The sequence below is a fragment of the Comamonas thiooxydans genome (genome assembly GCF_002157685.2).
GTDB classification, from domain to species: domain Bacteria; phylum Pseudomonadota; class Gammaproteobacteria; order Burkholderiales; family Burkholderiaceae_C; genus Comamonas; species Comamonas testosteroni_H.
This window is the reverse complement of the sequence record NZ_AP026738.1, coordinates 2,090,018-2,114,583: the sequence shown is the minus strand read 5'-3', so window position 1 is coordinate 2,114,583 and position 24,566 is coordinate 2,090,018. Positions and strand designations below refer to the sequence as shown.

General features: G+C 62.8%; 19 protein-coding genes and 2 tRNA genes. 11 read left to right on the top strand and 10 right to left on the bottom strand.

Translation table 11 applies throughout. From position 1 onward, the window contains the following. Positions 1-135: 135 nt before the first annotated feature. Complete coding sequence (locus CTR2_RS09715) at positions 136-1,950, bottom strand: extracellular solute-binding protein (protein WP_087084244.1); 1,815 nt, start codon at positions 1,948-1,950, stop codon at positions 136-138. 120 nt (positions 1,951-2,070) lie between these two features. Here CTR2_RS09715 and fabI point away from each other — a divergent pair, with 120 nt between their 5' ends. The 3 genes from fabI (at position 2,071) to CTR2_RS09700 (ending at position 4,647) form a co-directional block, all read left to right on the top strand. Next, positions 2,071-2,871, top strand: a complete 801-nt coding sequence (fabI, locus tag CTR2_RS09710; protein WP_003063172.1) for an enoyl-ACP reductase FabI — start codon at positions 2,071-2,073, stop codon at positions 2,869-2,871. Positions 2,872-3,043: 172 nt separating this feature from the next. Continuing rightward, positions 3,044-3,565: a superoxide dismutase family protein gene (locus CTR2_RS09705; protein ID WP_087084245.1), complete on the top strand. Its 522-nt coding sequence runs from the start codon at positions 3,044-3,046 to the stop codon at positions 3,563-3,565. Positions 3,566-3,741: 176 nt separating this feature from the next. Further along, entirely contained in the window at positions 3,742-4,647 is a 906-nt protein-coding gene (locus CTR2_RS09700; RefSeq protein ID WP_254913397.1) for a DNA ligase, read from the top strand. Between the two features lie 62 nt (positions 4,648-4,709). On the opposite strand, the gene CTR2_RS09695 is transcribed toward CTR2_RS09700, so the two are convergent. Then, positions 4,710-5,438, bottom strand: a complete 729-nt coding sequence (locus CTR2_RS09695) for an IclR family transcriptional regulator (protein WP_087084247.1) — start codon at positions 5,436-5,438, stop codon at positions 4,710-4,712. 141 nt (positions 5,439-5,579) lie between these two features. On the opposite strand from CTR2_RS09695, the gene CTR2_RS09690 reads away from it, so the two are divergent. The 3 genes from CTR2_RS09690 (at position 5,580) to CTR2_RS09680 (ending at position 8,899) form a co-directional block, all read left to right on the top strand. Next, positions 5,580-6,515 (top strand): hydroxymethylglutaryl-CoA lyase, encoded by a 936-nt coding sequence (locus CTR2_RS09690; protein WP_087084248.1) that lies wholly within the window; start codon positions 5,580-5,582, stop codon positions 6,513-6,515. 45 nt (positions 6,516-6,560) lie between these two features. Continuing rightward, entirely contained in the window at positions 6,561-7,778 is a 1,218-nt protein-coding gene (locus CTR2_RS09685; RefSeq protein ID WP_176391682.1) for a CaiB/BaiF CoA transferase family protein, read from the top strand. 113 nt (positions 7,779-7,891) lie between these two features. Next, the gene (locus tag CTR2_RS09680) at positions 7,892-8,899 is read left to right on the top strand and encodes a Bug family tripartite tricarboxylate transporter substrate binding protein (RefSeq protein ID WP_087084250.1); all 1,008 of its coding nucleotides are present in this window, start codon (positions 7,892-7,894) and stop codon (positions 8,897-8,899) included. Between the two features lie 91 nt (positions 8,900-8,990). Here CTR2_RS09680 and CTR2_RS09675 read toward each other — a convergent pair whose 3' ends face one another. Both CTR2_RS09675 and CTR2_RS09670 read right to left on the bottom strand, forming a co-directional pair. Continuing rightward, positions 8,991-9,434 (bottom strand): VanZ family protein, encoded by a 444-nt coding sequence (locus CTR2_RS09675; RefSeq protein ID WP_087084669.1) that lies wholly within the window; start codon positions 9,432-9,434, stop codon positions 8,991-8,993. 88 nt (positions 9,435-9,522) lie between these two features. Next, positions 9,523-12,045, bottom strand: a complete 2,523-nt coding sequence (locus tag CTR2_RS09670; protein WP_087084251.1) for an arginine/lysine/ornithine decarboxylase — start codon at positions 12,043-12,045, stop codon at positions 9,523-9,525. 139 nt (positions 12,046-12,184) lie between these two features. On the opposite strand from CTR2_RS09670, the gene CTR2_RS09665 reads away from it, so the two are divergent. The 5 genes from CTR2_RS09665 (at position 12,185) to CTR2_RS09645 (ending at position 14,139) form a co-directional block, all read left to right on the top strand. Then, entirely contained in the window at positions 12,185-12,610 is a 426-nt protein-coding gene (locus CTR2_RS09665; protein ID WP_003063189.1) for an NfeD family protein, read from the top strand. Between the two features lie 90 nt (positions 12,611-12,700). Next, the gene (locus CTR2_RS09660; RefSeq protein ID WP_003063190.1) at positions 12,701-13,621 is read left to right on the top strand and encodes an SPFH domain-containing protein; all 921 of its coding nucleotides are present in this window, start codon (positions 12,701-12,703) and stop codon (positions 13,619-13,621) included. A 92-nt stretch (positions 13,622-13,713) separates the two neighbouring features. Continuing rightward, positions 13,714-13,804: transfer RNA gene (locus CTR2_RS09655), tRNA-Ser, on the top strand. 68 nt (positions 13,805-13,872) lie between these two features. Then, positions 13,873-13,963, top strand: a tRNA-Ser gene (locus CTR2_RS09650). A 14-nt stretch (positions 13,964-13,977) separates the two neighbouring features. Beyond that, on the top strand, positions 13,978-14,139 hold the full coding sequence (locus CTR2_RS09645) for a hypothetical protein (protein WP_176391683.1): 162 nt from the start codon (positions 13,978-13,980) through the stop codon (positions 14,137-14,139). 135 nt (positions 14,140-14,274) lie between these two features. On the opposite strand, the gene CTR2_RS09640 is transcribed toward CTR2_RS09645, so the two are convergent. The 6 genes from CTR2_RS09640 to CTR2_RS09615 all read right to left on the bottom strand — a co-directional run bounded on the left by CTR2_RS09640 (position 14,275) and on the right by CTR2_RS09615 (position 24,515). Beyond that, positions 14,275-16,767 carry a TonB-dependent siderophore receptor gene (locus CTR2_RS09640; RefSeq protein WP_254913398.1) on the bottom strand — a complete coding sequence of 831 codons (2,493 nt, stop codon included), beginning with the start codon at positions 16,765-16,767 and terminating at the stop codon, positions 14,275-14,277. A 105-nt stretch (positions 16,768-16,872) separates the two neighbouring features. After that, positions 16,873-17,889 carry a FecR domain-containing protein gene (locus CTR2_RS09635; RefSeq protein ID WP_087084253.1) on the bottom strand — a complete coding sequence of 339 codons (1,017 nt, stop codon included), beginning with the start codon at positions 17,887-17,889 and terminating at the stop codon, positions 16,873-16,875. A 2-nt stretch (positions 17,890-17,891) separates the two neighbouring features. Further along, a complete protein-coding gene (locus CTR2_RS09630) occupies positions 17,892-18,383 on the bottom strand; it encodes a sigma-70 family RNA polymerase sigma factor (protein WP_087084254.1) in 492 nt (163 codons plus the stop codon). Positions 18,384-18,713: 330 nt separating this feature from the next. Next, positions 18,714-20,129: an efflux transporter outer membrane subunit gene (locus CTR2_RS09625; RefSeq protein WP_087084255.1), complete on the bottom strand. Its 1,416-nt coding sequence runs from the start codon at positions 20,127-20,129 to the stop codon at positions 18,714-18,716. Continuing rightward, positions 20,126-23,272 carry an efflux RND transporter permease subunit gene (locus CTR2_RS09620; RefSeq protein WP_087084256.1) on the bottom strand — a complete coding sequence of 1,049 codons (3,147 nt, stop codon included), beginning with the start codon at positions 23,270-23,272 and terminating at the stop codon, positions 20,126-20,128. The genes CTR2_RS09625 and CTR2_RS09620 overlap by 4 nt, the downstream gene beginning before the upstream one ends. Before the next feature lie 64 nt (positions 23,273-23,336). Next, positions 23,337-24,515 carry an efflux RND transporter periplasmic adaptor subunit gene (locus CTR2_RS09615; RefSeq protein WP_087084257.1) on the bottom strand — a complete coding sequence of 393 codons (1,179 nt, stop codon included), beginning with the start codon at positions 24,513-24,515 and terminating at the stop codon, positions 23,337-23,339. Positions 24,516-24,566 lie beyond the last annotated feature (51 nt).

Sequence of the window (24,566 nt, the reverse complement as noted above, 5' to 3'; positions counted from 1 at the left end):
CTCGGGGGGCAGCGACCCGTGCAACGGTGGAGCGTGGGGGCCACTTTACCTGGGCCGCCGCGCCGGGCCGCCCCAAGCAAGGTCAGCCCCCTCGGGGGGCAGCGACCCGTGCAACGGTGGAGCGTGGGGGCCACTTTACTTGGCCCACCAGGCATAGACGGCCCATAGCTCGCCCGGCGAATAGGCAGGAATCTGCCCGGGTAGCGCCAGCCTCCAGGCGTCATAGACCATGCGGTGGGTGCCCGAGTAGTACTGCGGGATCAGGTAGTGGCCGTGCACGATGATGCGCTCCAGCGCGTGGCAGGCGGGCAGCATCTGCTGCTCGGACTTGGCCGCAGCCATCTGGGCGATGATGGCATCCACGGCCTTGCTCTTGAGACCGACATAGTTTGAGGCCCCCTCCACATCGGCGGCGGCGCTGCCGAACAGCTCGGCATATTCCTGACCCGGATTGTGCGTGCCGGGCACGTTGAGCGTCACGATGTCGAAATCGTATTTGTCCATGCGCTGCTGATAGAGCGCGTAGTCCACGTTGCGCACCTTGAGCGTGATGCCCAGCTTTTCCAGATTGCGCATCCAGCTGCTGACGATCTTGACACCGCTCTCGCTGCTGTCCAGATATTCCAGCACCATGGGCTCGCCCCCGGCATTGCGCAAGGCTCCATCCCTGACCGTCCAGCCGGCATCGGCCAGCAGCTTCTGCGCACGCCGCAGATTGCCGCGCAGGCCATCAGGCCCATCGGTGCGTGGCGGCTGGGCCATCTGCCCCAGCGTGCCTGGCGGCAGACTGCCCTCATAGGGCTTGAGCAGAGCCAACTCGGCCTCGCTGGGATCGCCCGTGGTTTCGCAAGCGGTGTTGCCAAACAATCCATGCACGCGCTGATATGCGCCATAGAACATCTGACGGCTCATCCACTCAAAGTCATAAGCCAGGCCCAAGGCATCGCGCACACGCACATCCTTGAGCAGCTCACGCCGCGTATTCAGGAAAAAACTCTGAAAACCCGAGGGCAGCTTGTTCTCGAACGCGCCCTTGACCAGTTCGCCCGAGGCGAAGCGCCGTCCCGTCAGACGCCTGGCCCAGTCGCCCGCGCTATTGATGCGCATGAGATCGAACTCGCCGGCCTTGAGGGCCTCCAGCCGCGCCGTGTTGTCCTTGTAGATCTTGATGGTGATTCGGTCAAAATTGGCCAGACCGACACGCACCGGCAAGGCTGCCCCCCAATATTGAGGGTCGCGAACATAGCTGATGTCCTTGCCGAACTTGACCGGCCCTATCTTGTAGGGCCCGCTGCCGATAGGCGTGTCCATCACCACCTGATCGAAGGCCTTGGGCTTGCCATCCGCGCCCAGCCCCCAGTCACGGCTGAACACCGGCAGCAGGGCGCCCACGGTCAGCGGCAGGTCGCGGTTGGGCTTTTTGAAGCGAAAGCGCACCGTGCGCTCGTCGAGCACATCACAGGCAGCCACCTCGGCAAACAGCGTCTTGTAGCCGGGCGAGACATATTTGCTCAGCAGCGTCTCGTAGCTGTGCTTCACATCCTGGGCCAGCACGGGCTTGCCGTTGTGAAAACGCGCCTGCTTGCGCAGTTTGAAAGTCGCGGACAGGCCGTCGGCTGCCACCTCCACATCCTCGGCCAGCAGCCCATAGCCCGTCGCCGTCTCGTCGAGACTGGGGGTCAGCAGGGTCTCGAACAGCATGTCCGCCAGATAGGCCGGCGGCGAGCCCTTGATGGTGAAGGGGTTGTACTTGTCGAAGGTCGAATAGCGCAGATTGCTGACCATGCGCAACTCGCCACCCTTGGGCGCTGCGGGGTTCACATAGTCAAAGTGCTTGAAGTCGGCCGCGTACCTGGGCTGCCCCCAGAGTGCATAGCCATGTGCTGCCAGGGCAGGTGTGGCAACTTGGCTGCTGACAATCAGGGCTGAGCAAATCATCCAATGGCGCATGCGACAATTCTGCCCTACCCCGACTGATTCGCACCCAGTTCGAACAGATACGTTTTCAAAGATGGCGCGTCTGCCACAGATGCAGCCATCGTCTCTTTCAATTTTCTTTGGAGAACAACAATGGGTTTTCTCGCCGGTAAAAAGCTGCTGATCACGGGCGTTCTGTCCAACCGTTCCATTGCCTACGGCATTGCCAAGGCCTGCCACGAGCAAGGCGCAGAACTGGCTTTCAGCTATGTGGGTGAACGCTTCAAGGACCGCATCACCGAATTTGCTGCCGACTTCGACTCCAAGCTGGTGTTCGACTGCGACGTGGGCGACGACGCCCAGATCGAAAAGCTGTTCGCCGACCTGGGCGCCACCTGGGGTAAGTTCGACGGCTTTGTGCACTCCATCGGTTTTGCCCCCCGTGAAGCCATTGCCGGCAACTTCCTGGACGGTCTGAGCCGCGAGAACTTCAAGATCGCCCACGATATCAGCGCCTACAGCTTCCCCGCCATGGCCAAGGCTGCCCTGCCTTACCTGAACGACAAGTCCTCGCTGCTGACCCTGTCCTATCTGGGTGCTCTGCGCTCCATCCCCAACTACAACACCATGGGCCTGGCCAAGGCATCGCTGGAAGCATCCGTGCGCTACCTGGCAGAAGCCGTGGGCCGCACTGCCGACGGCCGCGCCATTCGTGCCAACGGCATCTCCGCCGGCCCCATCAAGACCCTGGCTGCCTCGGGCATCAAGGACTTCGGCAAGCTGCTGGGCCGCGTGGCCGACGCCGCTCCTCTGCGCCGCAACGTGACCATTGAAGACGTCGGCAATGTCGCGGCCTTCCTGCTGTCCGACCTGGCCTCCGGCGTGACCGCCGAGATCACCTATGTGGATGGCGGCTTCAGCCAGACTGCAGGCCTGTCTGCCGATCAGGTCTGAGCCTCAGGCTTTTGACGACACCAGCCCCGCAGGCTTCCGAGGCCTGCGGGGCTTTGTTTTTTGAGACCGTCCCCGACATCTTGGCCCTTGCCCTACAAGCGCGGCAAAGCACTGACGCTATGGTTCACAGTGTTTTCTCTATGGTTCTGACGAATATTCAAGAGGAGCTTACATGCCATATCGTTTTCTCATCCTGACCGCATCCGCTGCTGCCCTGACGGCCTGCAGCACCCCCGAGCCCCAGCCCGCCCAGGCCATCGCCAGGCTGCAGGCCACTTCGGGCAGCAAGGTCGGCGGCGATGTGAAATTCACCCAGAAGACCGGACAGCAAGTGGTGATCAATGCCGTGATTCACGGCCTCAAGCCCAATTCCGAGCACGGCTTTCACATCCACGACAAGGGCGACTGCGGCGACAACGGCAATGCCGCTGCCGGCCACTTCAACCCGCTGGGCAATCCGCATGGCAAATATGACTCGACCCAGCACCATATGGGCGACCTGCCCAGCCTGAAGGCCGACTCCAACGGCGTGGCCACCGTCAACGTACAGTCGGCAGACATCACCTTGCTGGCCGGCCCTGGCAATGTCATAGGCCGCGCGGTCATCGTTCATGCCCAGCCCGACGACTACACCACCCAGCCCACGGGCAATGCCGGCGCGCGCATCGCCTGCGCCGTCATCAGTCGCGACTGAAGGCCTTGCCCCTGGACAAAAGCCGCTGCCTGGCTTCAGCGGCTTTTTCATTGGAATCACCACAATTCCTATAGATAAGCCGCTGATAGCTATGTTTTTTGATACGGGTTCGTGCCCGCATCGACAGCATAGGCTCCGCGCTCTAGCATGAGCTGCATCTTTACCGGGAGATAGCCATGCCTGAACCACGGCACCGATCCCTGCGGAAATGCATGCTCTGGCTGGTCTGCGCCTGCCTCTGCATGGGCTTTATTGCCGTGCGGGCACAGACCACGGCCCAGCCGCCGTCGCTGATGCTAGCCCAGGTCTGGCGCAGCGGCCTGCCGCTGCAGGACTACTGGGTCAGCGAAAAACTGGACGGCGTGCGCGGCTACTGGAACGGCCACCAGCTCGTCAGCCGTGGCGGGCAACGGATCGCGGCGCCTGAGTGGTTTGTCCGGGACTGGCCAGCCACCCCCATGGATGGCGAGCTCTGGGCCGGACGCGGCCGGTTTGGCCATGCCCAGTCCACCACGGCACAGGCCATCCCCGACGACCAAGCCTGGCGCCAGATGAGATTCATGGTGTTTGATCTACCCACGGCTCCGGGCAGCTTTGACCAGCGCCTGCCGCTGCTGCAGCGCACCGTGAGCGCCATTGCCCAGGACTGGGTGCAGATGGTGGAGCAGCGCAAGCTGGGCTCGGAAGCCGAGCTGCAGCAATGGCTGCACACAGTCGTCAAAGGCGGCGGCGAGGGCTTGATGCTGCACAAGGGCAGCGCACCCTATCGCCCGGGCCGCAGCGACGATCTGCTCAAGCTCAAGCCTTTCGATGATGCCGAAGCCCAGGTCATAGGCTACAAAAGCGGACGCGGGCAATGGCAGGGCATGACGGGTGCGCTACTGGTGCAGACCCCGGACGGAAAGCAGTTCTCACTGGGCTCCGGACTGACGGCGCAGATGCGCAAAAGCCCGCCTGCGCTCGGCAGCTGGGTCACCTACCGCTACCAAGGACTGCACGAAAAAAGCGGGCTGCCGCGCTTTGCCCGCTTTTTGCGCGTGCGCAGCGAGTCGGGCTTTCAGCCCGAGCCGGCAAGCCCGTGATTCACAGCTTCATCGTTGGCCGCGACCATCGAGCATGCGCCTGAATTCCGCGACATCAGTGGCTAGGGCAGCTGCGCCCCCAGGTCGCGCGCGGCCTGCAACACGTTTTTGACATAGCGCTCGTCATAGCGATGCGCTGGCATGGTCAGCGTCAGGGCAGCGGCCAACTCCCCGCTGCGGCGGAAAACCGGGGCCGAAATACCGGCGATCTCGCTATGCCTGTCGCCCACCAGGGCTTCGTAACCATCGGCCCGTACCCGCGCATAGTGGCTGCGCTGCTTCTTCACCCAATCGCCCAGCTCCGGATCGAAAGCGACCAGCACCCGCCCGCCCGCGCCTTTGTCCAGAGGCAGCAGATCACCGGCACGTGCATGGTCGCGCACCGGATGCGGCGAATCCACGCGGTACAGACACAGGCGTTCGCGCCCCTGGCGCACATGGTAGGCCGCGCTCTCGCCCGTGGCCTGAACCAGTGCGCGCAGCACCGGCATGACCAGCTTGTCCAGCGAGAAGCTCTGTTCGTAAACCGCATGCAGCCTGGCCACGGCCGGACCCACCGCATAGCGCCCGTCATCCTGGCGCTGAACCCAGCCACCATGCTCCAGAGAGGCCAGCAACCTCAGCACCGTACTCTTGTAAAGGCGCGTTCGCTCGGCCAGCTCGGCCAGGCTCAGCGCGGCATCGCCATCCTGGAATGCACCCAGCACGCTGAGGGCACGGTCCACTGCGGCCACACCGCCAGGCGCGGCATTCTCGTCGGCGACGGATTCATTCAGGGATTTACGCGGCATAAAAACTCCTGCCCCTCAGCTTGACAGGGCATCAGGACGCAAGGCAATATTTCAATAGAAAGAATTTAGTTCTATCTGATAGAACATCATTACAACATTGTGCCAGCTGCAATGCAAGCATGAAATCCAAGTGAGGCAACCATGTCATTCCCCCATCGCTTCGATCTCCTGATCAGCGAAGTCGGCCCCCGCGACGGCCTGCAGTCGGTCTCGGCCACCATGAGCACGGCCCATAAATACGCCTGGATCGACGCCCTGGTGGCAGCGGGTGTGCAGGAAATCGAAGTCGGCTCCTTTGTCTCGCCCAAGCTGCTGCCGCAGATGGCCGATGCCGCCGAAGTCGTGCGCCATGCCGTCACCCACCCCGGCATCACCATCATGGCCCTGGTGCCCAATCTCAAGGGAGCCGAAGCCGCCATGCGCGCCGGCGCGCACAAGATCACGCTGCCCGTATCGGCCAGCCCCGCGCACTCCATGGCCAATGTGCGCAAGACGCCCGCACAGATGGTGGAGGAAGTGCGCGCCATCGCCAGGCTGCGCGACGAGATCGCCCCTGCAGTGCATATCGAGGCCGGCATCTCCACCGCCTTCGGCTGCACCTTGCAGGGCCTGGTGCCCGAGGACGAGGTGATCGCTCTGGCTGCAGCCTGCGTGGCCGCCGGCGCCGACGAATCGGGTCTGTCGGACACCACGGGCATGGCCAACCCGGCCCAGGTCAAGCGCCTGTTCACGCGCCTGCGCAGCGAACTCGGCGACAAGGCCGGCGCCGCGCATATGCACAACACCAGAGGCCTGGGCCTGGCCAACTGCCTGGCCGCCTATGAGGCAGGTGTGCGCACTTTCGACGCATCTCAGGCCGGGCTGGGCGGCTGCCCCTATGCCCCCGGCGCCTCCGGCAATGTGGTGACCGAAGATCTGGTCTTCATGTTCGAAGCCATGGGACTGCGCACCGGCATTGATATTGAGCGATTGCTTGCAGCGCGAGAAACGCTGGCCGCCGGACTGCCGGGCGAGGCGCTGTACGGCATGCTGCCACCCGCAGGCCTGCCCAAGGGCTTTGTGCCTCACCGTTACTGATTACGTAGCGGCTCGCAACCGGGCCGAGAACAAGAAGAGATGAATATGCACGCCTCAACCGAAACCGCCGAGACTTCCTCCTCCCCCCTGCCCTATAGCGGCATCCGCGTGGTGGAGTTCACCCATATGGTCATGGGCCCCAGCTGCGGCCTGATGCTGGCCGACCTGGGCGCCGAAGTCATCAAGGTCGAACCCGTGGGCCACGGCCGCAACGGCGATGCCACGCGCAAGCTGCTGGGCTCGGGCTCCGGCTTTTTTCCGCTGTTCAACCGCAACAAGAAAAGCCTGACGCTGGATTTGCAGACCCCCGAGGGCAAGGAAGCCGCGCTGCGGCTGATCGCCACGGCCGATGTGGTGACCGAAAACTTCAAGCCCGGCACCATGAAGAAGCTGGGCCTGGACTATGAAAGCCTCAAGCAGCAGTTTCCGCGCCTCATCTATGTGAGCCACAAGGGCTTTCTGCCCGGCCCCTACGAACACCGCACGGCACTGGACGAGGTGGTGCAGATGATGGGCGGCCTGGCCTATATGACGGGACGACCCGGCGACCCGCTGCGCGCGGGCACCAGTGTCAACGACATCATGGGCGGCATGTTCGGCGCCATGGGAGCCATGGCCGCCCTGGCCCAGCGCGCGAAGACGGGCAAGGGCCAGGAAGTGCAAAGCGCACTGTTCGAGAACAATGTGTTCCTGATCGCCCAGCACATGATGCAGTACGCGGTGACCGGCAAGCCCGCCGCCCCCATGCCCGCACGCATCTCGGCCTGGGCGATCTACGACGTGTTCGAAGTCCAGGGCGGCGAGCAGATCTTTCTGGCCGTGGTCAGCGACGGCGCATGGCGCGAGTTCTGCGATGCCTTTGGCCTGGAGCAGCTGCGTGACGATCCGCGCCTTGGCAGCAACAACGACCGCGTGCAGGCCCGCAGCTGGCTGATGCCGCTGCTGCGTGAAACCATGGCCGGATACAGCGCCGCGCATATCGCCAGCGTCTTCGAGGACAAGGGCCTGCCGTTCGCACCCATCGCCCGTCCGCACGATCTGCTCGAAGACCCTCACCTGAACGCCACCGGTGCGCTGGCCCCCATCACCCTGCCGGACGGCCGCGACAGCAAGACCGTGCTGCTGCCGCTGACCCTGGACGGCAAGCATCTGCAGGTGCGTCTCTCGCCACCCAAGCTCGGCGAGCACAGCCTGGAGATTCTGACCGCCCTGGGCTATAGCCAGGATCAGGCCCAGGCACTGGCCCAGGGTAGATCCGACTGAGCGGCCCTGCGGGGCCACGGCCCCGCTTTCTTCATCACACCCCAGAACAGGGCGCCCATGCACGCCCTGCGGGGATTCCTTACCCCAATTTCCAGCTACCAGGAGACAAAACCATGAAACACCGCCCTTCTTCCCGACACCCGAACCGCCGCCAGGCGATGGCAGCATGCACACTGATGGCCATGACGCTTGCCGCAGGCAGCGCAGCGGCCCAGCCTGGCGAATGGCCTGCCAAGTCGATCCGCATGGTCGTGCCCTTCACGCCTGGCGGCGGCACCGATACGGTGACGCGCCAGATCAGCGAGCGCATGGCGACCGCGAATCGCTGGGTCATCGTGGTGGACAACAAGCCCGGTGCAGGCGGCAATATCGGACTGGATGCCGTCGCCAAGGCACCGGCCGACGGCTATACCTTCGGCATGGGACAGACCGCCAATCTGGCCATCAATCCCTCGCTGCTGCCCAGCATGCCGTTCAACGCCAAGACCGATCTGCTTCCCGTGGCGCTGGTGGCCTCGCAGCCCGTGGTGCTGGTCGTACCCACCGATTCGCCCTGGAAATCGCTGCAGGATCTGATCGCCGCAGCCAAGGCCCAGCCCGGAGCCATCAAACAGGGCCTGGCATCCACGGGCACCGTGGGCCATCTGGCGGGGGAAATGCTTTCCTACAAGGCCAAGATCGATGTGCTCAACGTACCCTACAAGGGCGCTGCGCCTGCCGTGACCGATCTGCTGGGCAAGCAGACCCACTATATGTTCGGTACGCCTCAGGCGGTCTACCCCATGATCAAGGGCCAGCGCCTGCGCGCACTGGCCGTGACCTCGGCCAAGCGTCTTGCCATCCTGCCCCAGGTTCCCACCGTGGCCGAGTCCGGCTTTCCCGGCTTTGAAGCCGTGGACTGGAAGCTGATCGTGGCCCCCAGGAACACGCCTGCCGCGCTGGCGCAGAAGATCAATGCCGCTGTGAACACCGGCTTGCAGGACCCCGCCGTGCTCAAGCAGCTGCAGTCCGAAGGCAGCACGCCCATGGGCGGCAGCCTTCAGGATGCCCAGGCCTACCTGCAAAAGGAACAGGCCAGCTGGGCCGCGCTGATCCGCGACGCGAAGATCACTCTGGAATAGTCATCAAAATCAGGAGCGGCTTGCGCAATAACCACCTGTGCTTCAAATAGATTCATGCCTATATACAACTCAGGTCAAGCGCAAGCAGCTACTATTTTTGCTTCATGCAGCGCAGCCCCTGAATGAACAGCACGGCCAGGCTCGCGCCCGCGGCATTGGCCAGCGCATCGAGCCACTCGGCTGACCGCGTGGTGGAGAAGCCGGCCTGCAGCAGCTCGATCACGCCGCCGTAGCCGGCACAGATCAGCACCACGGCCAGCGCTTGCCCGGCGGTCCAGCACAAGCCCGCAGCATGCGCACGCGCCAGCCCCGCGCAGCAGAGCAAACCCGCCAGCACCGCATGCAGGCCGGCATGCACCAGCTTGTCCGTGTGCTCAAAGCCACGCAGAAACGGGAACAGCCTGAGAATCAGCCCACCGCTGCTGCCTGTCTCATTGAGGCAGCCCCAGAGCATGAACAAGGCCCAGCCCAGGCTGGCTGCCGCCAACAGCTTCCACAGATGCACAGGGCCAGCCGGTTGCAGGAATGAAGGCATGGCAGGGATATGAAAAAGCCCGAAGTGCAGGCACTCCGGGCTGATGTGCAAAAGGCCGGGATCGCCCCGACCTTGCAAAAGCCAAGGCTTATGCAGCCTTCCTTGCCGCTTTGACCGCAGCCTTCACTGCAGGCTTTGCGACGGACTTGGCCGCTGCCTTTGTTGCCGGCTTTGTGGCCGCCTTTTTTGCAGGCGTCTTGGCAGCGGTCGTGGCTTCGGGCGCCGCAGCCGTCTTCTTGGCAGCGGGCTTCTTGGCAGCGGGCTTCTTCACCGCAGCAGTCTTCTTCACTGCCACAGGCTTGACGCTTTCCTCGGCCACGCAGTCCGCGTAGTAGCGGATTTCGCCGTTTTCGTCTTCCAGCTCCACCAGACCGTGGATATCGGTCTCGAAGCCCGGGCACTCCTTGGCGAATTCGCGCGCGAACACCAGATAGTCCACGATCTTCTTGTTGAAGACTTCACCGGGGATCAGCAGCGGAATTCCGGGCGGGTAAGGCGTGACCAGACCCACGGTGGTGCGGCCGACCAGGTGGTCGATTTCCACACGCTCGGTCTTGCGCTGCGCGATATGTGCATAGGCATCCGAGGGCTTCATCGTGGGCTTGAGATCCGACAGATACATCTCGGTCGTCAGGCGTGCGATGTCGTACTTGGCATACAGCTCGTGCACATGCTGGCACAGATCGCGCAGGCCCATGCGCTCGTAGCGGCGATGCTGCTGGCAGAACTCGGGCAGGATGCGCGCCAGCGGTTGATTGCGGTCGTAGTCGTCCTTGAACTGCTGCAGCGCCGTCAGCATGGTGTTCCAGCGGCCCTTGGTGATGCCGATGGTGAACATGATGAAGAAGGAATACAGGCCGGTCTTCTCGACCACCACGCCATGCTCGGCCAGGTACTTGGTGACGATGGACGCGGGAATGCCGGTGTCGGCAAAATCACCGTCCAGGTCCAGGCCGGGCGTGACGATGGTGGACTTGATGGGGTCCAGCATATTGAAGCCGTCGGCCAGATCGCCAAAGCCGTGCCAGTTGTCGAACTCCTTGCCGTTCTTCTTGGAGCGGGTCTTGGTCGACGCATCGGTGCCGCGGATGATCCAGTCCTGGGCCGTGCCCACGCCTTCCTCGGCCAGGGCTTCGGGGCCCCAGACCTCGAACCACCAGTCGTCGTCACCGAACTCGTCTTCCACCTTGCGCATGGCACGGCGGAAGTCCAGCGCCTCGACAATCGACTCTTCCACCAGCGCCGTGCCGCCGGGCGGCTCCATCATGGCAGCAGCCACGTCGCAACTGGCGATGATGCTGTACTGAGGGCTGGTCGAGGTGTGCATCAGATACGCCTCGTTGAACAGCGGGTGATCCAGCTTCTCGGTCTGGCTGTCCTGCACCAGCACATGCGAGGCCTGGCTGATACCGGCGAGCAGCTTGTGGATGGACTGGGTGGCATAGACCACCGAGTGCATCGGGCGCTTGCGCTTCTTGCCCATGGCGTGATAGCTGCCATAGAAGGGGTGGAAGGCAGCGTGGGGCAGCCAGGCCTCATCGAAGTGCAGATTGGCCACATAGCCGTCCAGCATGCCCTTGATGGTCTCGGTGTTGTAGAGCACGCCGTCGTAGGTGGACTGCGTCAGCGTCAGCACGCGGGGCTTGACGGCCTTGGCGTCCACGCCCTTGAGCAGCGGGTTGGCGGCAATCTTGGCCTGAATGGACTCGACCGAGAACTCGCTCTGCGGAATCGGGCCGATGATGCCGAAGTGATTGCGCGTGGGCTTGAGGAACACCGGAATCGCACCCGTCATGATGATGGAGTGCAGGATGGACTTGTGGCAGTTGCGATCCACCACCACCACATCGCCAGGTGCCACGGTGTGGTGCCAGACGATCTTGTTGGAGGTCGATGTGCCATTGGTCACAAAGTAGCAGTGATCGGCATTGAAGATGCGTGCCGCATTGCGCTCGGACTCGCCGATGGCGCCGTTGTGGTCCAGCAGCTGGCCCAGTTCCTCCACGGCATTGCAGACGTCTGCGCGCAGCATGTTCTCACCGTAGAACTGGTGATACATCTGGCCCACGGGGCTCTTCAAAAAGGCCACGCCACCCGAGTGACCGGGGCAGTGCCAGCTGTAGGAGCCGTCTTCGGCATAGTCCAGCAGCGCCTTGAAGAACGGGGGCTGCACGCTCTCCAGATAGCTCTTGGCTTCGCGGATGATGTGCTTGGCCACGAACTCGGGCGTGTCCTCGAACATGTGAATGAAGCCATGCAGCTCACGCAGGATGTCGTTGGGCAGGTGACGGCTGGTCTTGGTCTCGCCGTAGATATAGATGGGCACCTCCTCATTCTTGCGGCGCACTTCACCGATGAAGTCGCGCAGGCTGTGAATGATGGGGTCCTTGTCGCCGCCGAGCTGGAATTCCTCGTCGTCGATCGACAAAATAAAGGCACTGGCCCGGCTTTGCTGCTGGGCGAACTGCGACAGATCGCCATAACTGGTCACGCCCAGGACTTCAAAGCCCTCTTCTTCAATGGCTTGAGCCAGGGCGCGGATGCCCAGTCCCGAGGTGTTCTCGGAACGATAGTCCTCGTCGATGATGACGATGGGAAAGCGAAACTTCATGAACAGCCTCCGTACCAATCAGGCCTAAAAAACGAAACAGCCGCGAAGTGTAAGGAATATCCTTATTGCGGCTTTGAAACAGGCTGTTTTTAACCCAGAATGTGGTGCACTAAATACAGGCCTTAACAGGAGCTCAGGTATGGATCACTCCACCGCGTGGTGGTTGCTTGTCGGTTTGCTGGTCATTGCGGAGCTGTTGACCGGCACTTTCTATCTCCTCATGCTGGCTCTGGGTGCCATTGCCGGAGCGCTTTGCGCTCATTTCGGCCTGGGCACCAGCAGCCAGATCGTCGCTGCGGCCCTGCTGGGCTCCGGTGCCGTCCTCGTCTGCTATCTGCTGCGCAAGCGCAGCCCGCGCAGACAGCCTGCCTCCAGCAATCGCGATGTCAACCTGGATGTGGGCGAAACCGTGGTCATCGAACAGTGGAACACCGACGGCACGGCCCAGGTCCGCTATCGCGGCGCCACCTGGACCGTCATGGGACGCCAGGGCGCGCTGCCCATCCCGGGCCCGCATCGCGTGGCCGAAGTCATTGGCAACCGCCTTCTGGTTGACAAGATCTGATCACCGGCCAGCCCCGGCATGGTTATGCTGGACGCTGGAACGCTTCGCTCTCTTTCTTCACACCAACGCCCCACAAGGGCTGGAGACAATATGGATTACGCAGTCCCTCTCGCCATCGCCATCATTGCCGTCATCTTCATCGTCCGCTCGATCAAGGTGGTTCCCCAGCAGCATGCATGGGTCAAGGAGCGTCTGGGCAAATACGCAGGCACGCTCACACCTGGCCTGAACTTTCTGATCCCGTTCGTGGATCGCATCGCCTACAAGCACAGCCTCAAGGAAATTCCCCTGGACGTGCCCAGCCAGGTCTGCATCACGCGCGACAACACGCAGCTGACCGTGGACGGCATTCTCTACTTCCAGGTCACCGACCCCATGCGCGCCAGCTATGGTTCGTCCAACTACATCATGGCCGTCACCCAGCTCGCCCAGACCTCGCTGCGCAGCGTGATCGGCAAGCTGGAGCTGGACAAGACCTTTGAAGAGCGCGACATGATCAACGCCCAGGTCGTCAATGCCATCGACGAGGCCGCGCTGAACTGGGGCGTGAAGGTGCTGCGCTACGAAATCAAGGATCTGACGCCACCCGCTGAAATTCTGCGCGCCATGCAGGCCCAGATCACGGCAGAACGTGAAAAGCGCGCCTTGATCGCAGCTTCCGAAGGCCGACGCCAGGAACAGATCAACATTGCCACCGGCGAGCGCGAGGCCTTCATCGCCCGCTCCGAGGGCGAGAAGCAAGCCGCCATCAACAAGGCGCAAGGTGAAGCTGCCGCCATCACCACCGTGGCCGAAGCGACCGGACAGGCGCTGGAGCGAGTGGCCACGGCCATCCGCCAGCCCGGCGGCGAGCAGGCAGTGCAGCTCAAGGTGGCTGAAAGCGCCGTGGAGGCCTACAGCAAGGTGGCTGCGGACTCCAACACCACCCTGGTCATTCCCGCGAACATGACGGAAGTCTCCGGCCTGATTGCCTCTGCCATGAAGATGGTTCAGGTGGGCAAGAGCGCCTGAGCCTGCTCGCTACAGGCTGCATGCAGAAAAGAACTTTCTGCACTTTCATTTTGAGGTCGAAATTTCTGGTTAGAATAGCGGCTTCATCACACGGAGCGGTGGATGAGTGGTTTAAGTCGCACGCCTGGAAAGCGTGTGTGGGTTAATAGCCCACCGCGGGTTCGAATCCCGCCTGCTCCGCCAGATTTTAAAATCAAGTCGACCACACTTGGTTTTTTACTTCAGCAATGAAGTATTTTTGGGATCGCTGTGGAGCGGTGGATGAGTGGTTTAAGTCGCACGCCTGGAAAGCGTGTGTGGGTTAATAGCCCACCGCGGGTTCGAATCCCGCCTGCTCCGCCAAATGACAAAAGGCCTTGAAGAAATTCAAGGCCTTTTTTCTTTTTGCCGCCTTCAACCGTGAATGCGATTTGAATTCATTGCGCAGCAATAGCATCTTGCATATTTTGCGCGGCGCCGGCCAATGCCACGGGCCTGAACAGTCCAAGTCGAAGCCGGCCATTTCCGGGCCGGCTTGAAAACCGCAGCGCACGTATCGCCTGCCAGCAATGCCCCAAGCCCCGGACTGCGTCCCGGGCTCTCGCACCTGCATCAGCCGGCTTTCACGAGCCAGGGCATCGGCAGCCCGGCCCGGGCCCACCTTGAACAGACGCTCAGAACTTGCCGCGCAGCGTCAGCATCACATTGCGCGGCTCGCCATAGTAGTTGGAGCCATAAGCCGCCCAGACACGCTGGTAATACACCTTGTCAAAGACATTGTTGACCGTCAGCGTTGCATCCAGATTCTTGTTGAAGCGATAGCCGATCTGCAATGCAGCCGTAGTCACCGGACCCTGAGAGAACTTCACGTCACCATTGAGGCGGTACATCCGGCTGACGCTGCGCAGACCGCCACCCACACTGAAGCCTTCCAGAGGCCCCGAACCGAACTGGTATCGTGTCCACAGGTTGAAGCTGTGGCGCGGAGCGATGAAGGTATAGAGCTGAGCCTTCTCGTCCGGCGTTCCTTCCAGGGTTTTGGTCTGGGTGTACGCGTATCCAACAGCAAGATTCCAGCCCGGAGCAATGCGACCGTTGATTTCGGCTTCCACACCCTGACTACGCATCTTGCCTGCGGCAACCGAAAACAGCGGATTGGCCGGATCGGTCATTGCACGATTGCTGTCTTCCATGCGGAACACAGCCGCACGGGCATTGAGCTGCTTGTTCAGCCACTCGCCCTTCAGGCCTGCCTCGTACTGCTGACCCACTCGTGGGCGCAATGTTATGCCCTCAGCGTCGCTGGCAGTCTGTGGCGCGAAAATGCGGGTGTAGCTTGCATAGGCAGACAACTGCTCGCTCAGGTCGAACACGACTCCCGCATACGGAGTGAACTTGCCGCTGATGCGCGTATCGGTTTCGGAAAACTGGTTGAAGTAGGCATTGCGATTGACGGCATGGTTGTCCCACCAGGTCATGCGCCCTCCCATGCTGAGCAACACGCCGCTGGCCGGGCGCAGATTGATTCGTCCATAGAGCCCGTACTGCTCGGTTCGGTTGTCGTTGCCGTTGGAGAAGCTGTAATTCGCAGGCTTGGGAACGTTGTTGTCGGGATCGAAGATGTTGATGGGAGCACCGTCTCCGCCGCCGTATTTGAAGCTCTTGTGCACCTTGCGATAGTCTGCTCCCAGCGTCAGCTCATTATTGGATGAGCCCAGCGCGGCAAACGGCGTGGTGATGAAGCCGTCCAGGCCATGCGTCTTCCAGTGGCTGCGGTAAGCCCAGCTGATGAGGCAGCTGTCGCCGGTAGCAGGGTCGGCCGCGCAGTCCGACCAGCCGAACAGGCGAGAGGGTTCATCCTGCTCCCGGTAGGTCGCATTGAGCTTGATCTGCCCGCCATTGTCCAGGCGATGCTGAAATTCTGCGAAGTACTCGGTGTTGCGTTCCGTGATGTGATTCCAGATGGGATCCAGATAGCTGGAGCGCGGAATATCCAGCAAGCGGCCATCCGGATAGGCAGGCAGGCCGAAGGCGGGACGCCCCTTGTATTGCTGATGGCTGGCTCCGGCGGTAAGCGTGCTCGAGGGAGTGAGGTCGGCTTCCAGCACGCCATAGATCAACGGCTTCCTGGAGTACACATGATCCACAAAAGAGCCGTGATCCTGATAAGCGGTGACAAGACGCCCGCGTAGGCGTCCATCACTGCTCAGAGGCCCGGTCATGTCCGCCTCGGCGTAATAGCGACTCCACGAACCGGCCGACAGCTGGGTGCTGAACTCCTTGTGCGCCTTGGGGCGCTTGCGCACCAGATTGATGGAGCCGCCAGGGTCGCCAGCCCCTTGAAACAGTCCGGCAGGGCCGCGCAGGACTTCAATGCGGTCGTACATGGCCATGCCGAATCCGCTGGAAAGATCATTGCCGGTGCTCGCAGGAGTGTTGACGCCGTCGATCTGCACGGTATCCACCGCGTAGCCGCGCAGGTAGAAATTGCCATGATTGCCCCCTGTGCTGCCTGGCTCCACGGTGACGCCAGGCACGGTGCGCATGGCGTCATCGAGACTCTGGATATTCTGATCCTCGAGCATCTGGCGCGTCACGACGGAAACCGACTGCGGAATTTCGCGCAGACTCTGTGCACTTTTGCCGGTCGTGACGAGCTGCGCCGCATAGGAACCCGTGCCTTCCGAGAAGGCCGACGCTTCGGCCGCAGCAGTCACCAGCACTTCCGCCAGACTGGGGGCGGCACCCGCCGCCACAGGGGCCTGAGTGCTTTTGCGCAGAATGAAAACACCGGGCTGGGCCTGGACGGCCTCAAGCCCCGTGCCGCGCAACAGCTGCGCAAAACCCTCGGCGACTGCGAACCTGCCATGCAGACCTGGCGTTTGAAGTTCCCCGGAAAGGGCGGAGTCCGCAGACAGCGTCACCCCGGACTCTCCCGCAAAACGCGCCAGGGCCTGGCTCAATGGCCCGCGAGGCAGGCTGTACTCCCGCCGCTGCGGCTCGCTCGGAAAGCCCTGGCCAGACTGGGCCTGAACGCCGCCGGCTGCGGCCATGCCCAGCAGCAGTATCAGCCCGGCTTGCACGGCACTCTGTTTGAATCCCTGGCCACCGACGGACAGGATGGACGATGAAAGTAGTGAAGTCTGCCCGCAAAAATGCTGCGCCATGGCCATGGAGTAACCCTTCTGAAAAACGCCGATAAATGTGTTGTCTTTCTTGTATGACCGGCGTCCCGCCAAAAGGGGACATGGAAGCGGAACAAATCGAGTGCCTCAGCGCGGCACGATGGTCACCCAGTAGCGCGAGCGCTGCAGAACCTTGATGGGCAGGGAGGCCGCCAGCGCCGCCAGTGCCTGATCCGTGTCGCGCAGTTGAAAGGCTCCGCTCACAGGCAGCGCAGCAACAGCCGGATCGCATCGCACGATGCCCGGACGGTAGCGCGAGAGCTCGGCAGCAAAAATTCCCAGCGGTGTCTTTTCCGCATAGAGCACCCCTGCCGTCCAGCCATCTGCGGCAAGACCGGCGGCTTCGGGCGCGCCCACATGCTCTGCACTCATATGTGCCTGCTGCCCCGCATCGATGCGCACCGCCGCGCCGCCGTTGGCGGGGATCAGCTCCACCGCCCCCTGTTGAACGGCGACGAGGGAGCTGCGATCCGTCGACGCAGAAGGTGGAGCGATACGCACGGTAAAGCGCGTTCCCAGCGCGCGCGCCGTTCCTTGCGCCGTCTGGACCAGAAAAGGCCGCAACTCGGCATCGGCAGCTGTCTGCACCCAGATGGCGCCCGCACGCAGGATCAGTCGGCGCTCCGACGCTGTGAACACCATGTCGACGGCGCTGCCGGTATCCAGCCGGATTCTGCTGCCGTCGGCCAGCGTCGATTCACGGCTCTCTCCCGTGTCGGTACGCATGTCCGCCGACCATTCATGCCAGAGCGCGAGACGCCAGACCCCATAGCCGAGCGGCCCCGCCACGATCACAGTCGCCAGCAGCCGTGCAACAGCACGCCGCTGCGATCGACTCGCCTCGCGCAGCGCCGCAGCGCTCAGGCCACCCAGCGTATTGCCTGCTTCTGCACTGTTGCCGCCCCGGCTTGCATACAGCTGGCCGAGAACCCGTTCGGCGCGCTGCCAGGCGATTTCATGGCGTGGGTCGGAGTTGCGCCATTGCATGAGTTCTGTCTGCAGCGTCGCATCGCCGTCATCGGCGTGCAGCCGCACCAGCCACTGCGCTGCCTGCTGCGCTGCACTCGGGTCGATAGCCAGGGTCGAGGACGGTGAAGCGGACATGCTCAGACCACCAGCAAGATACATTGCTCGAAGGCCTGCGCCATATAGCGCTTGACGGTGCGGACCGTGACATCAAGGCGCTGCGCCACTTGCGCGTAAGTCAGGCCATCGAGTTGAGACAGCAGGAATGCCTCACGTACCTTGGGTGGCAGGCCGTTGAGCATGGCATCGACCTGATGCAATGACTCCAGTACCAGCAACTGCTGCTCGGGCGAAGGCGCCAGAGGCTCCGGCAGTTGGGCCATCGCGTCCAGCCATGCCTGCTCCAGCGACTGCCGCTGCACATGATTGATGAGCAGATTGCGCGCCACAGTGGTCAGATAGGCGCGCGGTTCGCGCAACACCAGCGCGCGCTGCTCCGCCTGGGCAGCCAGCACTCTCACAAAGGTATCTTGCGCAAGATCCGCCGCATGATCAGCTCCGCCGAGCTTGCGCCTCAGCCAGCCCAAGAGCCAGGGGTGATGCTCTCCATAAATCTTGGCCACATCGGACAAGGAGCGGAATGGGTATGACAAGATACGATACGTTACTCATTTTTGATAATGAGAATTATTATCGATTAAAGTCAAAAATGAAATAGATGTGGTTTTTTGGGAACTTTGGCTCGCCTGCACTTCGCCACCTGCCGGCCATCCCCTCATCGCCAACAAATTCACCGGCATCCGGCAAATCCCACGGATGTCGACGACCGGTTCAGTTCCTTGATGTCAGAGGCCAGGCAAGGCTCGACCCATCTGTGCAATCTGGCTGAGTCTCATGAGCGTTGGGGCGGCTTCATAGGCAACACCAACGCTCCTCTCATCATGCGGACAGATTAGGGGCACTCAACCTTGGGTTCCAGGACTGACCTGCCAGCCGCCACCCAAGGCCTTGAACAGCGTGGCCAGGGCCGTCTGCCGCTGCGCGCTGACCTCGATCAGTGCCATCTGCTGCGCATAGTCCGTGCGCTGCGCATCCAGATAGCGCAGATGACTGTCCACCCCCGCGCGATAGCGCAGCTCGGCAAGCTTGAGCGTATTCGCGCTGGTCTGCACCAGGCGCTGGCGGGCAAGCTCCTCGCGCCTCAACGTCTCCACGGAGGCCAGCGCATCGCTGACCTCACGAAACGCGGTCTGGATGCTGCGCTCGTAACTGGCTATCGCCATGTCCTTGCGCAGTTGCGCGATTTCCAGGTTGGCGCGATTGCGGCCGCCATCGAAAATCGGCAAGCTGAGCTGCGGCATGAAGGACCAGGAGCGCTGGCCGCCGGCAAACAGATCGCCAAGCTCGGCACTGGCCGAGCCATAGGAGCCCGTGAGCGAGATGCGCGGAAAGAACGCGGCCCGCGCCGCCCCTATGCTCGCATTGCGCGCGCGCAGTTGGTACTCGGCAGCGCGGATGTCGGGCCGCTGCACCAGCAGATCTGAGGACAGACCCGGGCCTATCTCCTGCACCAGGGGCGTGGTGCTCAGATCTGCTGCCGGCTGGACCCTTCCATCGCCAACCAGCCAGTCCAGAGCATTGCCGGCCTGGCGCAGTTCGCGTTCGAAGCGCTCGACTTCGGCACGCGCCAGCTCGAGCTGTCCTTGCGCCTCCTGCTCGTCGAGACGACTTGCCGTGCCGGTCTTTCTGCGCTCGCTCATCAGCTGCCATTCCTTCTCGCGCGCCTGCAAGGTACGCAGCGCCAGAGTATGGCGCTGCCGTGCGCTGTCCTGGGCCAGCGAGGCCTGGATCACTTCCGCGATCAGACTGATCTGCACGCTGCGCGCAGCCTCTTCGGTGGCCAGATACTCCATGAGCGCGGCCTCGGACAGCGAGCGCACACGGCCGAATAGATCGAGCTCGAAAGCCATCAGCCCAGCGCCTGCCTGATAGTTGCTCTGCACCCTGGCCGCTCCTGTGCCGCTCAGGTCGGCAGGCAGGCGCTGGCGGTTGCCGCCGGCCTGCACTTCCAGGCCGGGCAATTGATCCGCACGCTGCACGCGATAGGCCGCGCGTGCGGTCTGCACATTGAGCAGTGTCTGACGCAGATCGCGGTTGTTGTCCAGCGCCGTTTCGATACGCGAGCGCAGGCGCTCATCGATCACGAAATCCTTCCAGTGCAAGCTCTGCACCGATGCAGCCGAAGCTGATGATGCTGCGCTCCAGGTGCCGGGAATGGGCGCAGCAGGCCTGTCATAGGTCGGTGCAAAAGAGCAGCCGGCGAGCACCGCGGCAATCAGCGTCAGCGCCGCGGTACGCATGGGGTTTCGCCCGTTCATGCGGTTTCTCCTTCGGAGTCTGTGTTTTTTTCCTCCGGCACTGCGCGGCGCTTGCGCCGCAGCGAGAGCACGAAGACAAAGAAGATGGGCACGAACAGCACGCCCAGCAAGGTGGCGCTGAGCATGCCGCCGATCACGCCGACGCCGATGGCGGCCTGGCTGGAGGCACCCGCCCCGGTGGCCAGTGCCAGTGGCACCACCCCGAGGATGAAGGCCAGCGAAGTCATCACGATGGGACGGAAGCGCAAACGGGCTGCCTGCAATGCCGCTTCCGTCAGCGAATGGCCGCGCTCGTGCAGGTCCTTGGCGAACTCCACGATCAGGATGGCGTTCTTGGCCGCCAGACCGATGATGGTGATCAGGCCAACCTTGAAATACACGTCATTCGAGAGACCCAGCGCCGAAGTGGCCAGCACCGATCCCAGCGCACCTATGGGCACGATCAGCATCACGGCTGCTGGAATGCTCCAGCTTTCGTAAAGGGCCACGAGCAGCAGGAACACCACCACGATGGCCAGAGCGAACAGCTTGGGAGCCTGTGCGCCAGCGGCCTTTTCCTGATAGGACAGCGCCGTCCACTCGTAGCCTATGCCGCGCGGCATTTCGCCCAGGATGCGTTCGAGCTCGGCCATGGCCTCACCCGTGGTGTGGCCGGGCTTGGCGTCGCCCGCGATACGGAAGGCCGGATAGCCGTTGTAGCGCGAGATCTGCACCGGCCCCTGCTCCCATTCCACGCTGGCAAACGAGGCCAGCGGCACCTGCTCGCCCTGGGCATTGGGCACATACAGCCGCAGCAGGGCCTCGGGCGTCATGCGCGCGGCCGTATCGGCCTGCACCACCACGCGCTGCAGGCGTCCGGCATTCGGAAACTCGTTGATCACGGCCGAGCCATAGGCCGTGGACAGCACGGCACTGATGCTCGCGAAGCTCACGCCCTGGGCCTGGGCCTTGCGCCGGTCTATGTCCAGGCGCAGCTGCGGCGCGTCTTCGAGGTTTTCCATCATCGCGTAGGCGATCACCGGCGAGGCATTGGCCTTCTTCAGCAGCTCGTCGCGCGCGGCGACCAGGGCCTCACGACCCAGATTGGCGCGGTCCTGCAGACGCAGCGCAAAGCCGCCGGAATTGCCCAGGCCGTCGATGGGTGGCGGGTCCACAGCCATGGCCGCACCATCGGACAGACTGCCGAAGCGCTGATTGAAGGCCTGGACCTCGTCCCACGATGCCTGGCCCTTGTTGCGCAAGGACCAGTCCTTGAGCGTGACGAAGGCCATGGCCGCGTTCTGCCCCATGCCCGAGAAGCTGTAGCCCATGAGGAACTCGGCCTGGGCCGTGGCGGGGCGGCTTTGCACATAGGCTTCCATGTCGCGCACCACGGCCTCGGTACGTGCTTCGGTCGCACCGGGAGGCAGTTGCACGCTGACGATGTAGTAGCCCATGTCTTCATAAGGCACAAAGGACTCGGGCATGCGCGTATAGGCAAAGCCCAGCCCGCCCACGATCGCCGCATAGATCAGCATATAGCGGCCTGTGCGCTTGACCAGACGCTGGTTGAGCAGCGAAAAGCGCTCGGTCAGCTTGGCAAAGTGGCGGTTGAACCAGCCGAAGAGACCTTTCTTCTCCGCGTGGTGATCCTCGGCAACAGGCTTGAGCAGCGTGGCGCACAGTGCCGGCGTGAATGTCAGCGCCAGCAGGCCGGAGAACAGGATGGAGACCGCCAGCGACAGCGAGAACTGACGGTAGATCACGCCCACCGAGCCGCTCATGAAGGCCAGGGGCAGGAACACGGCCACCAGCACCAGCGTGATGCCGACGATGGCCCCCGAGACCTGCTGCATGGCCTTCACCGTGGCGGCCAGCGGCGAGAGGCCCTCCTCGGCCATGAGACGCTCCACGTTCTCCACCACCACGATGGCATCGTCGACCAGAATGCCGATGGCCAGCACCATGCCGAACATGGTCATCATATTGACCGAGAAGCCCAGCGCATACATCACCGCCAGGGTACCGGCCAGACACACCGGGACCACGATGGTGGGAATCAGCGTATAGCGCAGATTCTGCAGAAACAGCCACATCACCAGAAACACCAGCACCACGGCCTCGACCAGGGTCTGGATCACCTTGCCGATGGCGACTTCGACAAAGCGCGAGGTGTCATAGGGCACGGCGTACTGAATATCGTCGGGGAAGTTCTGCGACAGCTCGGCTAGCCTCGCCTTGACCGCCTTGGCGGTCTGCATAGCATTGGCACCAGGTGCCAGTTGCACGGCGGCCGCCACTCCTTTGTGGCCGTCCTCGCGCGAGGCAAAGCTGTAGTCGAGCTGGCCGACTTCGAGACGCGCCACATCGGCCAGGTGTACGGCCGAGCCGTCGGCCCTGGCCTGCAGCACGATCTGGCCGAACTCCTCGGGCGAACTCAGCGTTCCCTTGACGGCAATCGTGGCGCTGAGCTCCTGCTCGGACGATCCGGGCTGGCTGCCGAAGCTGCCCGCCGGCACCTGGGCGTTCTGCGCGGCAATGGCGGCATTTACGTCCGCCACCGACAGGCCGTAGCCCAGCAGCTTCTGCGGATCGACCCAGACCCGCATGGCGACATCGGCGCCGAAGTACTGCACCTTGCCCACCCCGGGCACACGGCGGATCTCGTTGTTGATGTTGCGCACCGCATAGTCGGAGAGGCGGACCTCGTTCTTGCCGCTGTCGTCACCCTTGTAGGTCAGCGAATAGATCATCAGGAAATTGGCGCTGGCCTGCTCTACCTGCAGACCCATCTGCATCACCGATGCGGGCAGCCTGGCCTCGGCCTTCTTGATGCGGTTCTGCACCTCGACCTGAGCCAGTGCGGGATCGGTGCCCGGCGCGAAGGTGGCCGTGATTTCGGCCAGGCCCGTGGCACCGCTGGACGAGTCGAAGTACAGCAGCCCCTTGGTGCCGTTGAGCTCCTCCTCGATGACGCTGGTCACCGACTCCATCACCGTGGTGGCCGATGCCCCCGGATAGGTTGCCGAGATGGAGATCTGCGGCGGCGCCACGTTGGGAAACTGCGCCACGGGCAAGGCCGGGATAGCCAGCAGGCCGGCAAGCAGGATGAAGATCGCGACCACCCAGGCCAGCTTGGGGCGATCAATAAAAAACCGGGACATTGTCTATCCTTGAATAAGGCTTGTCTTCTTGGCATTCAGCGCTTGCAGGACCAGCGCATAGTGCTCATTTCTTTTCCGTGACTTCAGCATCTTTGACAGCGTCAGCGACGCTTGCAGCGGCAGCTCTGATCTGCACCTTGGTGCCGGGCACGGCTGCAGCAAGGCCTCCGACCAGCACCCTGGCGTTTTCCTTCAGACCCTCGGTGATATGCCACTCGGATCCGTACATGGCGCCGGTGCTCACCTTCTGGGACTGCACAATGTCGTTCTCGTCGAGCACCAGCACATGGGCCAGTCCGTCGCTGCCGCGCTGCACCGCACGCTGAGGCACGAGAATGGCCGCGGGATCCTCACCCAGCCCCAGGGTCACACGCACATACATGCCGGGCAACAGCAAGCCATCCTTGTTGGGGAATTCACCGCGCAGCGCAAGCTGGCCGGTTCCGCGATCCACCGTCACATCCGAAAACAGCATGCGTCCCTGGCGCTTTTCGTCCAGGCCGTCCGCCACCAGCGTCACGGGAGCACTCCTCTGCGACCGCTCTCCCTGTTGCTGTGCACGCAAGCGCGTGGCCAGCGCGGCGGTCTGGCGAAAATCGGCATAAATGGGGTCAAGCTGCTGTATCACTGCCATCGGCGTGGCCTCCCCCTGGCCGACCAGAGCGCCTTCCGTCACCAGCGCACGGCCGATGCGGCCCGCAATCGGGGCCCTCACCGTCGCATAGTCCAGATTCAGGCGTGCCGCCTCTACTTCGGCCTGGGCCGATTGACGCATGGCCATGGCGCTGTGCAGCGCAGCCTTGGCGCTGTCGAAATCCTGGCGACTCACGGCTTCCTGTGCCACCAGCGGCTCGTAACGACGCACCACGGACTGAGCATCGGAGAGCGCGGCCTCCGCTCGCGCCAATTCACCCCGGGCCCGCGACAGCGCCGCGCGCAACGGTGCCGGGTCGATGTTGAACAGCACCTCTCCGGCCTTCACATCGGCACCCTCTTTGAAGTTGCGGCTCAGCACGATACCCGGCACCCGCGCACGCACCTCCGCCACACGTACGGGCTCGACCCGCCCAGGCAGTTCAGCACTAAGGCTCAGCGCCCTGGGCTTGACGGTCACCACATCCACCAGCGGCAATTCCTGAGGCGGGCCGCCCGCTTCCGACTTGATGCAGCCGACCAACATCATTGCGGCCGCCAATGCGGCCAGGGCCGACCAGGCACGCACATTCTGGCTTTTCTTCTTCATGGCTTTTGAGTCTTGTCAAATCTTGAAAGAAGTGCATGATGCATGAAAATA

What these genes read in the sequence shown, in the direction of transcription:
- CTR2_RS09715 (WP_087084244.1), bottom strand. Translation starts at nt 1,950, where the DNA reads ATGCGCCATTGGATGATTTGCTCAGCCCTGATTGTCAGCAGCCAAGTT.
- fabI (WP_003063172.1), top strand. Translation starts at nt 2,071, where the DNA reads ATGGGTTTTCTCGCCGGTAAAAAGCTGCTGATCACGGGCGTTCTGTCC.
- CTR2_RS09705 (WP_087084245.1), top strand. Translation starts at nt 3,044, where the DNA reads ATGCCATATCGTTTTCTCATCCTGACCGCATCCGCTGCTGCCCTGACG.
- CTR2_RS09700 (WP_254913397.1), top strand. Translation starts at nt 3,742, where the DNA reads ATGCCTGAACCACGGCACCGATCCCTGCGGAAATGCATGCTCTGGCTG.
- CTR2_RS09695 (WP_087084247.1), bottom strand. Translation starts at nt 5,438, where the DNA reads ATGCCGCGTAAATCCCTGAATGAATCCGTCGCCGACGAGAATGCCGCG.
- CTR2_RS09690 (WP_087084248.1), top strand. Translation starts at nt 5,580, where the DNA reads ATGTCATTCCCCCATCGCTTCGATCTCCTGATCAGCGAAGTCGGCCCC.
- CTR2_RS09685 (WP_176391682.1), top strand. Translation starts at nt 6,561, where the DNA reads ATGCACGCCTCAACCGAAACCGCCGAGACTTCCTCCTCCCCCCTGCCC.
- CTR2_RS09680 (WP_087084250.1), top strand. Translation starts at nt 7,892, where the DNA reads ATGAAACACCGCCCTTCTTCCCGACACCCGAACCGCCGCCAGGCGATG.
- CTR2_RS09675 (WP_087084669.1), bottom strand. Translation starts at nt 9,434, where the DNA reads ATGCCTTCATTCCTGCAACCGGCTGGCCCTGTGCATCTGTGGAAGCTG.
- CTR2_RS09670 (WP_087084251.1), bottom strand. Translation starts at nt 12,045, where the DNA reads ATGAAGTTTCGCTTTCCCATCGTCATCATCGACGAGGACTATCGTTCC.
- CTR2_RS09665 (WP_003063189.1), top strand. Translation starts at nt 12,185, where the DNA reads ATGGATCACTCCACCGCGTGGTGGTTGCTTGTCGGTTTGCTGGTCATT.
- CTR2_RS09660 (WP_003063190.1), top strand. Translation starts at nt 12,701, where the DNA reads ATGGATTACGCAGTCCCTCTCGCCATCGCCATCATTGCCGTCATCTTC.
- CTR2_RS09640 (WP_254913398.1), bottom strand. Translation starts at nt 16,767, where the DNA reads ATGGCGCAGCATTTTTGCGGGCAGACTTCACTACTTTCATCGTCCATC.
- CTR2_RS09635 (WP_087084253.1), bottom strand. Translation starts at nt 17,889, where the DNA reads ATGTCCGCTTCACCGTCCTCGACCCTGGCTATCGACCCGAGTGCAGCG.
- CTR2_RS09625 (WP_087084255.1), bottom strand. Translation starts at nt 20,129, where the DNA reads ATGAACGGGCGAAACCCCATGCGTACCGCGGCGCTGACGCTGATTGCC.
- CTR2_RS09620 (WP_087084256.1), bottom strand. Translation starts at nt 23,272, where the DNA reads ATGTCCCGGTTTTTTATTGATCGCCCCAAGCTGGCCTGGGTGGTCGCG.
- CTR2_RS09615 (WP_087084257.1), bottom strand. Translation starts at nt 24,515, where the DNA reads ATGAAGAAGAAAAGCCAGAATGTGCGTGCCTGGTCGGCCCTGGCCGCA.